Genomic DNA, 12,295 nt, shown 5'->3' with positions numbered 1-12,295 from the left:
AGAGCAGTTGGTCGCCGCCCTCCGCGCGACCATGGTCGAGAACGAACGCCTCCGCTCGGCCAACGACCGCCTCACCGAGGACGCCACCGAGCCGATCGCGATCGTGGGGATGGCGTGCCGTTATCCGGGTGGGGTGGGTTCTCCGGATGAGTTGTGGGATTTGGTGGTGGAGGGCCGGGACGGTGTTTCGGGGTTCCCGGTGGACCGTGGGTGGGATGTGGAGGGGCTCTATGATCCGGAGCCGGGGAAGCCGAATCGTACGGTGACGCGTGAGGGTGGTTTCCTTTATGACGCGGCTGATTTCGATGCCGGGTTGTTCGGGATCTCGCCGCGTGAGGCGTTGGGGATGGATCCGCAGCAGCGGTTGTTGCTGGAGGCGTCCTGGGAGGCCGTGGAGAGTGCGGGGATCGATCCCCACTCCCTGAAAGGCAGCCGGACCGGCGTCTTCGCCGGCGTCATGTACCACGACTACGGGCCGGGCACGAGCGACGGCAGCCTCGTCACCGGTCGCGTGGCATTCACCCTCGGCCTCGAAGGCCCCGCCGTCACCATCGACACCGCATGCTCGTCCTCGCTCGTCGCCCTCCACTGGGCGGGACAGGCCCTGCGCCGGGGCGACTGCTCGATGGCGCTGGTCGGCGGCGTGACGGTGATGACGACGCCGGACATGTTCCTGTACTTCAGCCACCAGCGGGGCATGGCGAAGGACGGCCGCTGCAAGTCCTTCGCGGCGGATGCCGATGGGACCGGCTGCTCGGAGGGTGTCGGCGTGCTCATGCTGGAGCGCCTGTCGGACGCCCAGCGGAACGGTCACCCGGTGCTCGCGGTGATCCGCGGCAGCGCGATCAACCAGGACGGCGCCTCCAGCGGGATGACCACCCCCAACGGTCCGTCGCAGCAGCGGGTGATCCGTGCGGCGCTGGAGAGCGCCGGGCTGTCCGCCGCCGATGTGGACCTGGTGGAGGCGCACGGGACGGGGACCCGGCTGGGTGACCCGATCGAGGCGCAGGCGCTGCTGGCCACGTATGGCCAGGGCCGGGCGGACAACGATCCGCTGTGGCTGGGCTCGTTGAAGTCGAATCTTGGGCACACCCAGGCCGCTGCGGGTGTGGGTGGTGTGATCAAGGCGGTACAGGCGATCCGGCATGGCGTGCTGCCGAAGTCCCTCCACTCACAGACGCGTTCGCCGCACGTGGACTGGGACGCGGGTGCGGTGGAGCTGCTGACGGAGTCGCGGGATTGGCCGGAGCGGGATCGGCCGAGGCGTGCGGGTGTGTCGTCGTTCGGGCTGAGTGGGACGAACGCGCATGTGATTGTGGAGCAGGCTCCGGTGCTGGAGGAGCCGGCGACGGTGACCGCCGCTGAGCTGCCGGTGGTTCCGGTGGTGTTGTCCGCGCGGAGCGATGCCGGGCTGTCGGCACAGGCCGGGAAGCTGCTGGCCCGGCTGGGGGAGTCCTCCTCTCCTTCCGTGCTGGATGTGGGTTTCTCGTCGGTGGTGTCGCGTGCCGGGCTGGACCATCGTGCGGTGGTGGTCGTGTCGGACCGTGAGGAGTTGGTGCGGGGCCTGACCGCGCTGGTCGATGGCGAGCCGTCGCCGTCGGTGGTGCGGGGCTCCGTGCGGCCGACTGGTGCTACGGCGTTCCTGTTCACGGGGCAGGGTGCGCAGCGGTTGGGGATGGGCCGGGAGCTGTATGAGGCGTTTCCGGTGTTCGCGGAGGCGTTCGACGCGGTGCTGGTGGAGTTGGATGCCCGGTTGGGGCGTTCGTTGCGTGACGTGGTGTGGGGTGAGGATGTCGACCTGTTGAACGGGACGATGTTCGCTCAGGCGGGGTTGTTCGCGGTGGAGACGGCGTTGTTCCGGCTGGTGGAGTCGTGGGGTGTGCGTCCGGATTTCCTGGTGGGTCATTCCGTGGGTGAGATCGCGGCCGCGCATGTGGCGGGTGCGGTGTCTCTGGCGGATGCTGCTGAGTTGGTGGTGGCGCGTGGTCGGTTGATGCAGGCGTTGCCGGCTGGTGGGTCGATGGTGGCGGTGGAGGCGTCGGAGGCTGAGGTGCTTCCGTTGCTGAGTGGTGAGGTGGGCATCGCGGCGGTCAATGGTCCGCGTTCTGTCGTTGTTTCGGGCGCGGAGGCGGCGGTTGCTGATCTGGTGGAGAAGTTCGCCGGTCAGGGGCGTCGGACGAGTGTGTTGCGGGTGTCGCATGCGTTCCATTCGCCTTTGATGGAGCCGATGTTGGCGGAGTTCGGGGCGGTGGTGGCTGGGCTGTCGTTCGGTGCCCCGTCGATTCCTGTCGTGTCGGGTGTGTCCGGGGACCTGTCGGAGGGTTGGGGCACGCCGGAGTACTGGGTGCGGCATGTGCGGGAAGCGGTGCGGTTCGCGGATGCGGTGTCGTTCGTGGTGTCGCGGGGTGTGACGTCGTTCGTGGAGGTGGGTCCGGACGGTGTGCTGAGCGGGATGGCGCAGCAGTCGGTGGACCCGGAGTCGGCGACGGTGTTCGTGCCGTTGGTGCGTAAGGGGCGTCCGGAGGTGGCTACGGCCGTGACGGCGCTGGGTCAGTTGCATGTGGGCGGTGTTCCGGTGGAGTGGGCCCGGTTCTTCGAGGGTTCGGGTGCGCGTCGCGTTGATCTGCCGACGTATGCGTTTCAGCGTGAGCGTTTTTGGTTGGAGTGTGTGGGTGGTGGTGATGCGGGTGGTTTGGGTCAGGTGGTGGTTGATCATCCGGTGTTGGGGGCTGCGGTGGCGTTGCCGGATTCGGGTGGTGTGGTGTTGACGGGTCGGTTGTCGGTGGAGGGGATGGGGTGGTTGGCGGATCATGTGGTGTTGGGGTCGGTGTTGTTGCCGGGTGCGGCTTTTGTGGAGTTGGTGGTGCGGGCTGGGGATGAGGTGGGTTGTGGGGTGGTGGAGGAGTTGACGTTGCGGGCGCCGTTGGTGCTTCCGGAGCGTGGTGGGGTGGCGTTGCAGGTGGTGGTGGGTGGTCCGGATGAGGTGGGTGGTCGTTCGGTGCGGGTGCATTCGCGTCGGGAGAGTGCTGGGGCGGGTGCGGGGTGGGTGTTGCATGCGGATGGTGTGCTGGGTGGTGGTTCGGGTGAGGTGGTGGCGGCGTTCGACCTCACCGAATGGCCCCCGCCCGGCGCGACCGCCGTACGGACGGACGATGCCTACGAGCTTCTCCACGAGCAGGGCTACGTCTACGGTCCCGTATTCCGGGGGCTCAAAGCCGTGTGGCGCCGCGGGGACGATGTCTTCGCAGAGGTCGAACTGCCCGAGCAGGCACACGGGGACGCCGAACGATTCGGTCTCCACCCCGCCCTGCTCGACGCGACCATGCACGCCCTGGGGGTCGGTGAGGACGTCACGGGTGACGAGCCGACCGAGCTTCCCTTCTCCTGGACGAACGTGTCCCTGCACGCCGCCGGCGCCCGCGCGCTGCGCGTAAGACTGTCGCCGCAGGGCGTCAGCAGTCGCTCGCTGAGCCTGGCGAACCAGGACGGCGCCCCTGTGGCCACGGTCGGCGGACTCATGTTCCGTCCGGTGTCGGTGGAGCAGTTGGCTGGGTCGGGTGGGGGTGGTGGGTTGCATGAGGTGGTGTGGCGGCCTTTGGCGGCCGGGGTTGGGGTTGGTGAGGGTGCCGGTGTGGTGGAGCCGGTGGTGTTTGAGGTGCCGGTGGTGGGTGTGGATCCGGTGGTGGGTGTGCGGTCGGTGTTGGGTGGGGTGCTTGAGGTGGTGCAGGGGTGGCTGGCTGATGAGAGGGCTGGGGACGGCCCACTCGTGGTGGTGACCCGGGGTGGTGTGTCGGTGGGCACGGACACGGGTGTGGATGTGTGTGTGGCGCCGGTGTGGGGTTTGGTGCGGGCGGCTCAGGCGGAGAATCCGGGGCGGTTCGTGCTGGTGGATGTGGATCCTGCGGGTGGGGTGTTCGGGGATGTTGCGGGTGTGGTGCTGGCTTCGGGTGAGCCTGAGGTTGCGGTGCGTGGGGGTGAGGTGCTGGTTCCGCGTCTGGTGGAGGTGCCTGCCGGTGACACGAAGGCGCAGGCGCTGTCGGCTGGTGTGGGTGACGGTGTGGTGCTGGTGACGGGTGGTACCGGCGGCCTGGGTGGCCTGGTGGCCCGGCATCTCGTGGAGACGCATGGGGTGCGGCGTCTGGTGCTGGCGGGCCGTCGCGGCCTGGAGGCTCCCGGGGTCGAGGAACTGCTGGCCGAGCTCGCTGAGTTGGGTGCCGAGGTGTCGGTGGTGGCGTGTGACATGTCGGACCGTGTCGCGGTGGCCGGTCTGGTGGAGGGTGTGGGTGCGGATCTGGTGGGTGTGGTGCATGCGGCTGGCGCCGGGGACAACGGTTTGGTGGGGTCGATGGATGGGGCCCGGTTGGATCGGGTGTTGGGTGCGAAGGCGGATGGTGCGTGGTATTTGCATGAGCTGACGCGTGGGCGTGAGTTGGCGTTCTTCGTGTTGTTCTCGTCGGCGGGTGGTTCGGTCCTGGCGGCGGGGCAGGCGAATTATGCGGCGGCGAATGTGTTCCTGGACGCGCTGGCCGTGCAGCGCCGCGCGGAGGGCCTGCCGGCCACGTCTCTCGCCTACGGGCTGTGGGACGTAGCCACCGGCCTGACCGAGGCCATCGACGACGACGCCCGTCTCATGGCCGCACGCGGCCTGCCGGCACTCGCCCCTGCCGACGCGCTCCGGCTCTTCGACGCCGGCCTGCGCTCCGGCCGGCCGGCGCTGGTACCGCTCGCGATCGACGTGCCGACCTTGAAGGCACACCCCGGCGTGCTGCACTCCCTGCTGCGGGACCTGGTCCTCACCGAGACGGGTCCCGTGGTCCGCAGCCGCACGAAGGGCGCCGATCCCGCCGCGCTGGTCGCCCGCCTCACCGAGCTGAGCGCCGACGACCGCGAACGGGCCCTGCTGGACCTGGTACGCGGTCACGCCGCTGCCGTTCTGGGGCACTCCGGTGCCGAAGCGGTCCCGGCCGAGCGCGGATTCCTCGACATCGGATTCGACTCGCTGACGGCCCTGGAGCTCAGGAACCGGCTGGGCGAGGTGACCGGCTGCCGGCTGGCGCCCACCCTGATCTTCGACTACCCCTCGGCCGCCGAGCTTGCCACGCACCTGCGGCAGACCCTCTTCGGCGAGGACACCCCCGCGGATGACCTCAGCGCGGCCACCGCGGACGAGCTGTTCGACATTCTCGACGGCGAAGCGTAGTGCCCGGGCCCGGCCGGCCTTGCCGGGCCTGGCACAAGGAGTTCGAGTGAGCACCGACCGGAGACGAGGAACGAGTGTGCTGAACCGGATAGTCGTCGTGGGCGCGGCGGCCGCAGGACTGACGGCGGTGGAGACGCTGCGCGCCAAGGGCTACGCGGGCGGGCTGACGCTCGTCGGCGACGAGCCCCACCCGCCCTACGACCGGCCGCCCCTCTCCAAGGAACTGCTGACAGAGGGCTGGGAACCCCCGAGCACCTGGTTGCGCAAGCAGGAGGTGATGGCCGCCGTCGACGTCGACCTGCGCCTCGGCTGCCGGGCCACCGGCCTGGACCAGGCCGCCCGGTCCATCACCCTCTCCACCGGCGAGGAACTGCCCTATGACGCGGCGATCATCGCGACCGGACTCCGGCCGCGCGCCCTGCCGTTCGGGGACGGCCTCCGCGGCGTCCACGTCCTGCGTTCGCTGGACGACGCGATCCGTCTGCGCGAGGCGCTTGCCAAGCGTCCCAAGGTCGCGGTGATCGGGGCCGGTTTCCTCGGTGCGGAGATCGCCGCCACGGCGCGCGGGGCCGGGCTCGACGTGACGCTGATCGACACGAACGCCCAGCCCCTGGAGCGCCAGGTCGGGGTGGAGATCGGCGGGCTCGTGGCCGACCTGCACCGTGACCACGGCGTGCGGCTCGTCCTCGGCGCCGATGTCGTGGGGATGGCCCGGGACGGCGTCGGCGTTCGCGGGGTCCTGCTGGCGGACGGCAGCACCGTCGATGCCGATCTGGTCGTCGTCGCCATCGGCTCGGTGCCCGCCGTGGACTGGCTCGCCGGCTCCGGACTGCCCCTGGGCGACGGGGTCCTGTGCGACGCCTTCTGCCGGGCCGCCCCCGGGGTGTGGGCCGCGGGAGACGTCGCCAACTGGCCGCATCCGATGGTGGCCGGGGCCCGGGTCAGGCTCGAACAGCGGACCAACGCCGCCCAGCAGGCCATGGCGGTCGCCGCCAACCTGCTGGCCGGTGATGCGGGCGGGCAGCCGTACGCACCCGTGCCCTTCGGCTGGACCCACCAGTTCGGGCAGAAGATCCAGACCGTCGGCTGGTGCCCTCCGGACGCACGGACGGAGATCGTCAGCGGATCCACCGCGGGCCGGGAGTTCGTCGCCGCGTACCATCGCGACGGGATTCTCGTCGGTGGGCTGGGCTGGAACAGCGCGCGCGGGCTGCGGCAGTGCCGGCTCCTGCTCGGCCGGCCGTCGGCGGAGCTGGCCGCCGCGGCGGCAGGTGTCTGACGTCCGAACCAGGGCGCGGGCAACCGAGTCCCGCCCTCCTCCGGTCCTCACCGGGAGCGGTGTCGTACCGTCTCCCCACCTCGGCTACAGCACCTGCTCCGCGCGTACCGCGGACCCGAGGCGTATGCAATGCTCTATGCGTGCGTGATACGCATGGGAAGGCTTCCGATGAAGGCAGGGCACGAGATGACTACTGGTGAAGGAACGAGCACGGAAGGCATCGGCCTGCCGAACAGCATCGAGGTGCTCTGGGAACTGCGGAACCGGGAGCAGCGCACCGCGCGTACCGGCCTGAGCGTCGAGCGCATCGTGACGGCCGCGATCGAGTCGGCGGACGCCGACGGCCTCGCGGGGCTGTCGATGTCCCGTGTGGCCAAGAGTCTCGACTTCGGCACCATGTCGCTGTACCGCCACGTGTCGAGCAAGGACGAGCTGCGACAGCTGATGCTGGACATGGCTTACGGCACTCCGCCGCGCATCGACACGGCCGAGGGGGACTGGCGGGACGGGCTGGAGCAGTGGGCCCGCGCCTTCCTGGAGGTCTTCCACCGGCACCCCTGGATGCTTCAGATCTCGGTCAGCGGACCGCCCCTGGAGCCCGGACAGCTCAGCTGGCTGGAGTGCGGCCTGCGCACCCTGGGCGGCACGGCCCTGAGGCCCGACGAGAAGCTCTCCGTGATGATGCTGATGATCGGCTATGTGCGCAACAACGTGCAGATGTCGCTCGGCGTCGTCACCCAGGGCATCAGCGAGGCCGACCTGATGGCCAACTACGGTCGCGCGCTGGCGAAGTACGCAGACTCCGCGTCGTTCCCCGCCCTCGCCGAGCTGCTGGAGGCCGGCGCGTTCGACGAGCCCGAAGACGACTTCACCTTCGGCCTTCAGCGGGTCCTGGACGGGGTCGAGGTGCTGGTCCGCATCCGCAACGGCGAGAAGCCGCTCACCTGACGGACGAGAAAGGGGCTGGTGCTCCACCCGACCGGGTGGAGCACCAGCCCCTTTTCCCATGTGCGTGGCGCTCAGCCCGCGGGCTGCATGCGTCCCGGAGCGGGGACGGTCGCCGGTGCGTCGAGGTCGTACGGGTCGATCGGCTCGCCCGTCTCGATCGGTACCTTGCGCAGCAGCGCGGCGACGATCAGTGCCATCACGACCATGGCGACGGCACCCGAGAGCGCGGCCACCTGGAGACCGTGGGTGAAGGCCTCGCGGCTGGTGGAGAGCAGTTCGGCGCCGATCGAGGCCGGCTGCTGGGCGGCGACCGTGGCGGCACCGCCGATGGTGTTGCGGACCGCGCCCAGCGCCTCGCCGCCGAGACCGGCCGGGTTCACGGCGTCCATGTCATGCCGGTAGATGGCGGAACCGATGCTCCCGATGACCGCGAAGCCGAACGCGCTGCCGAACTCGGTGAACGTCTCCGACGTGGCTGTGGACGAACCGGCATGTTCCTTCGGTGCCGAGGTGACGACGATCTCCGCCGTGAGCGTCTTGGAGGCCGTCATGCCGGCCGCCATCAGTCCCACGCCCACCAGCAGGACGGCGACGTTCGAGTCCACCGTGAGGCGGCTGAGCACGCCGAAGCCGATGGCCATCACCAGCATGCCGCTGGCGACCAGGTAGACGGGCTTGACCTTGCGGGACAGGGTCGAGACGAGGGCGACCGCCACCCCGATCGCCGGCATCACCGCCATGGACCAGAGGGCCGCCCGGAAGGGCGACATGCCCAGCACCATCTGGAGGAACTGGTTGGTGAGGATGCTGACGCCCATGAACGAGAACATCACCATCAGGTTGGTCAGGATCGCCCCGGTGAAGCCGCCGTAGCGGAACAGTGAGATGTCGATGAGCGGGTGCGGCGTCGTGCGCTGACGCTGCACGAAGGCGATGAGCAGCACGAGACCGACCGCGGCCCAGATCGCGGCGTTGCGGGACCAGCCGTCGACGGCCAGCTCCTTGAGGCCGTAGATGAACGGCATGATGCCCGCCATCGACAGGACCGCTCCGAGCACGTCCAGCTTGCCGCGCGAGGGGTCGCGCCGCTCCGGCAGCAGGATCGGCGCCAGGATCAGCACCAGCACCATCACCGGGGTGTTGATCATGAAGACCGAGCCCCACCAGAAGTTGTTCAGCAGCAGGCCGCCCACGACCGGGCCGAGGGCAGCGCCGGTGGCGAGGGTGCCGCTCCAGGCGGCGATGGCCGACTTGCGCTGCTTGGAGTCGTGGAACATGTTGCGGATCAGGGCGAGCGAGGTCGGCGTCAGCGTCGCGGCGCCGAGCCCCAGCAGGGCGCGCGAGCCGATGAGCATCTCGGGACTGTCCGCCGTCGCGGCGAGCGCGGAGGCGACGCCGAAGACCAGGGCGCCGATGATCAGCAGCTTCCGCCGCCCGAAGCGGTCACCCACCCACCCCATGGTGATCAGGGCGCCGGCCAGCACGAAGCTGTAGATGTCCATGATCCACAGCAGTTGGGTGGCGCTCGGCTTCAGTGACTCGCTGATGGGTGTGATCGCGAAGCCGAGTACCGAGATGTCAATGGCGATCAGCAGGGTGACCAGGACGATCACTACGAGGCCGAGCCATTCCTTGAGCCCCGCTTGGGGCTTGTTCTCTGTCATGGCAAACGTCCCATGCCTTCCTGCGTCATGACGGTGAGTACGTAACACGCAGAGCGTATCAGGTACGCGTTGGCGTGTCGCGTACTCATCGGTGGCGGGCGAGGGCTCCGAAGCCTTGCCCCGCCTCGGTTTCAGGGTGTTCCGCCGAGCAGTTCCTGGGCTCGGCGCAGTAGCTCGCGGCGGTCGATCTTCCGGTTGGCGTTGAGCGGGAACTCCGCTATGTGGAAGAAATGCCCGGGGAGGACGGCCCGGGGAAGCGTGCGGCTCAGCTCCCGCGCCAGGACGACGGGCGGCACCCGCTCTCCGGTGTGGAAGGCGGCCAGGGTGAGGCCCTGCTCGGAGGGCACCGGCACCGCGACGCCGTCCTCCACCCCTGGGCACCGGCGCAACGCCTCGTCGATCTCGGCCAGCTCGATCCGCAGACCCCGCACCTGGACCTGCTGGTCCAGCCGGCCGAGATACAGCAGCTGCCCGCCGTCGCCCAGCCGGACCCGGTCGCCCGTCCGGTAGTAGCGCGCTCCTTCCCGGTCGAGGAACCGGCCCGCGTCATCGGCCGGATCCAGATAGCCGGCGGTCAGCTGCGGTCCCGCGACGCACAACTCGCCCTCCGCGGAGTCCGGTTCGCCGTCGTCGCCCAGGAGCATCCACTCGTGCCCCTCGTGTACCGGCCCGATCGGGACGACACCCGCGACCGCGATCCGCGGCGACGTCTCCGACCAGCGGTGCCGGGTGATGGTGATGGTCAGTTCGGTGGGGCCGTAGAGGTTCTCGATGGCCGACCCCGTCGCCGCGCGCTGCCAGTCCGTCACGTCCTGGCAGGTCACCGCCTCGCCCGCGAAGAAGCTCCAGCGCAGCGACGGCAAGACGCCTTCCGCGAGTTGACCGGTGCGCCGGATCAGGCTGATGACACTGGGGGTGGAGAACCAGACGGTGATGCCCTGTGCGGCGACGAAGCCGGGGAGGTCGCGGTAGGCGCCCGCCGGAACGGCCACCAGCGGTGCGCCGGCGCCCCAGGCGCAGAACAGGTCGAACATCGCGCAGTCGAAGTTCAGGTCGAAGGTCTGGGAGAACACGTCGTGCGGACCGAAGTCGTACCGCGCGTCGAGGAGACCGAAGTAGTGGGCGCCGTTGGCGTGCGTGACCGGCACGCCCTTCGGCCGGCCCGTGGAACCGGAGGTGAAGAGCACGTAGGCGGTGTCGTCGGGCGCGACCGGGCGGGGGTGCCTCAGGCGTGACGCAGGATCGGGCGCGATCACCCCTTCGGTGCCGTACGCGTCCCCGTCCAGCAGGGCGGGCAGCCCGAGCCCCTCCGCGCGCAGCTTCTCCAGCACCGCGGCCGCCTCGGCGTCCACGATCAGCGCCTCCACCCCCGCCGCCTCCAGCATCTGGAGGGTGCGGAGCACCGGGAAGGACGGCTGCAACGGGACCATCGGTACCCCGGTGAACAGGCAGGCCAGGATGCCCGTGTAGGCGTCGAGCCCCTTGCCCGCCAGCACACCCACCGCGGACGGACGCTCCGGGAGCGCGGCCAGCAAGGACCCCGCCCAGGTCAGCGCCCGGTCGTACAGCTCCTGGTACGTCAGCGCGGCATCGCCGACGCGGATCGCCACCCCCTGCGGGGACCGCGCGAGTCCGCGCAGGAAACGGTCATAGAGCGCGTGGGCCGACGTCTGGTCCATAGGTGTTCCCCTGGTGGCGATGGATGGATGAGGTGGAGCGGTGCGCGATGCCCGCGAGGCCCCCGTCGGACACCAGGGCGCCGAACGGCTCGTAGGGGGTGCCGCGGCGCAGCTCCGTGAGGGGGCGCGTCGACCGGGCTCCGACAAGGGCGCGCGAAGGTTCGGACGACGGCTCGGGCCCGGCCGCACCGGTGCGCGGCGACGGGCCCGCGATGCGCAGGAGGACCTCGGTGAGCTCGGCCCAGGAGCGGCCGGCCGGGGCGTGGTGCAGGGTGACCCGGGGATTCCTCGCGAGCCACTCGCGTACGTCGCGGGACCGCGCCGCTCCCGTCCCCTCCAGGAGTACGTGCAGCCGTGGGTAGGGATGGGCCTGAGCAACCGCGTCCAGGAGATTCAGGAAGGCGGCAGCCGTGCAGGGCCTGTCGGCCCCGGCGCGGTCGAGGAGCAGGGGGCGGAGCCGTTCCTCGGGCCGCTGTCCGGTCCGGCCGTCCGCCCGCAGGACCACGGCGTTCCACGGTGCCGCGCGACAGACACCGACGACACCGCGATGGGCGCCGGGCGGCAGGGGCGGCACGGCGGGCAGCTGGAAGGACTCGGGCCGATGCGGCTGCACCCCCCACCTGCGCCACACCCGCGAGACCGTGGAGTGGGCGATCCCCAGCTCACCGGCGAGCAGCCGCGACGACCAGAACGGCGCCCGCAACCGGGACGGCGGCATCCCGCCTTCGCAGAGCGTGGCGACGAGCACCGCCACCTCGTCCACCGTCGCCGGGCGGCCCGGCCGGGGAAGGTCACCCAGGGCCGCGATGCCCGACTCCTCATACCGTGAACGCCACTTGAGAACGGTCGGACGGGACACCCGCAGCAGGGCGGCGACCTCCGTGTTCGAGGCGCCCCCTGCGGCGAGCAGTACGATCCGCGCCCGCCGTACGAGCCCGGCCGGCGCGGTCGACATGCGGGTCAGCGCCTCCAGCCGGGCCCGGTCGCCCTCATGCAGACGCAGCGCCGGGACGCTATGCATGTCCGGCCCTCAGCGCAGACGTTGCAGCGAGTTCCAGAGAATTTCCGGGCTCTCGAATATCTCCAGCGAGAGAGCCTCGTCACGGAAGTGCACGTCATACGTGGATTCGAGGCCCGCGAGCAGCTCGATCATCCCGAGTGAGTCGAGACCGAAATCGCGCAGCTTCATGTCCCCGGTGATCGGCTCGTCCGGGGGAAGGAATGACAACTGCTTCCGAAGGAGAATGTCGAACTGTTCATCCCACATGATGACTCCGGTTCAGGCGCGAAGGGGTGGATGGGTGTTCCGGGCTCGCCGGACCGCATCGGTGCCGCAGAAACCGAACCGCCTGCGGACAGCGACGGAAGACCGCGCTGCCCGCCCGAGGGGTGGCAGTGCGGAAACAAATGGACGGGCCGGAACGGAGACGGGAAACAGCCGGCAGCCCACGTGCCCGGCAGTACGGGGTACCGGGCCCCGACGCTAGCCCCGGCGGGCCCGAACCAGTACCCCTACCCGCCCCTA

Annotated in this window: 7 protein-coding genes; 3 read left to right on the top strand and 4 right to left on the bottom strand. The window is 70.1% G+C overall.

Features of this window, described 5'->3' with window-relative positions:
• Positions 1-7 precede the first annotated feature (7 nt).
• The 3 genes from LNW71_RS07525 (at position 8) to LNW71_RS07515 (ending at position 7,427) form a co-directional block, all read left to right on the top strand.
• Positions 8-5,200 (top strand): type I polyketide synthase, encoded by a 5,193-nt coding sequence (locus LNW71_RS07525; protein ID WP_374119514.1) that lies wholly within the window; start codon positions 8-10, stop codon positions 5,198-5,200.
• A gap of 76 nt (positions 5,201-5,276) precedes the next feature.
• A complete protein-coding gene (locus LNW71_RS07520; RefSeq protein WP_374119513.1) occupies positions 5,277-6,479 on the top strand; it encodes an NAD(P)/FAD-dependent oxidoreductase in 1,203 nt (400 codons plus the stop codon).
• Between the two features lie 186 nt (positions 6,480-6,665).
• The gene (locus LNW71_RS07515; RefSeq protein WP_250967515.1) at positions 6,666-7,427 is read left to right on the top strand and encodes a TetR/AcrR family transcriptional regulator; all 762 of its coding nucleotides are present in this window, start codon (positions 6,666-6,668) and stop codon (positions 7,425-7,427) included.
• Between the two features lie 71 nt (positions 7,428-7,498).
• Here LNW71_RS07515 and LNW71_RS07510 read toward each other — a convergent pair whose 3' ends face one another.
• The 4 genes from LNW71_RS07510 to LNW71_RS07495 form a co-directional block, all read right to left on the bottom strand.
• Positions 7,499-9,091 (bottom strand): MFS transporter, encoded by a 1,593-nt coding sequence (locus LNW71_RS07510; RefSeq protein ID WP_250967514.1) that lies wholly within the window; start codon positions 9,089-9,091, stop codon positions 7,499-7,501.
• 131 nt (positions 9,092-9,222) lie between these two features.
• The gene (locus LNW71_RS07505) at positions 9,223-10,770 is read right to left on the bottom strand and encodes an AMP-binding protein (RefSeq protein ID WP_250967513.1); all 1,548 of its coding nucleotides are present in this window, start codon (positions 10,768-10,770) and stop codon (positions 9,223-9,225) included.
• A complete protein-coding gene (locus LNW71_RS07500; protein WP_250967512.1) occupies positions 10,739-11,791 on the bottom strand; it encodes a helix-turn-helix domain-containing protein in 1,053 nt (350 codons plus the stop codon). Before LNW71_RS07500 ends, LNW71_RS07505 begins: the two co-directional genes overlap by 32 nt.
• A gap of 9 nt (positions 11,792-11,800) precedes the next feature.
• Positions 11,801-12,037, bottom strand: a complete 237-nt coding sequence (locus LNW71_RS07495; protein ID WP_250967511.1) for a phosphopantetheine-binding protein — start codon at positions 12,035-12,037, stop codon at positions 11,801-11,803.
• Positions 12,038-12,295 lie beyond the last annotated feature (258 nt).

The organism is Streptomyces sp. RKAG290, from assembly GCF_023701695.1.
Taxonomy (GTDB): Bacteria; Actinomycetota; Actinomycetes; order Streptomycetales; family Streptomycetaceae; genus Streptomyces.
The sequence above is the reverse complement of the archived record's forward strand: the minus strand, read 5'-3'. Positions and strand labels throughout refer to the sequence as shown.

Excerpts from the sequence above, each read along its gene's own strand:
- LNW71_RS07495 (WP_250967511.1), bottom strand. The coding sequence starts at position 12,037 with ATGTGGGATGAACAGTTCGACATTCTCCTTCGGAAGCAGTTGTCATTC.
- LNW71_RS07515 (WP_250967515.1), top strand. The coding sequence starts at position 6,666 with ATGACTACTGGTGAAGGAACGAGCACGGAAGGCATCGGCCTGCCGAAC.
- LNW71_RS07505 (WP_250967513.1), bottom strand. The coding sequence starts at position 10,770 with ATGGACCAGACGTCGGCCCACGCGCTCTATGACCGTTTCCTGCGCGGA.
- LNW71_RS07510 (WP_250967514.1), bottom strand. The coding sequence starts at position 9,091 with ATGACAGAGAACAAGCCCCAAGCGGGGCTCAAGGAATGGCTCGGCCTC.
- LNW71_RS07500 (WP_250967512.1), bottom strand. The coding sequence starts at position 11,791 with ATGCATAGCGTCCCGGCGCTGCGTCTGCATGAGGGCGACCGGGCCCGG.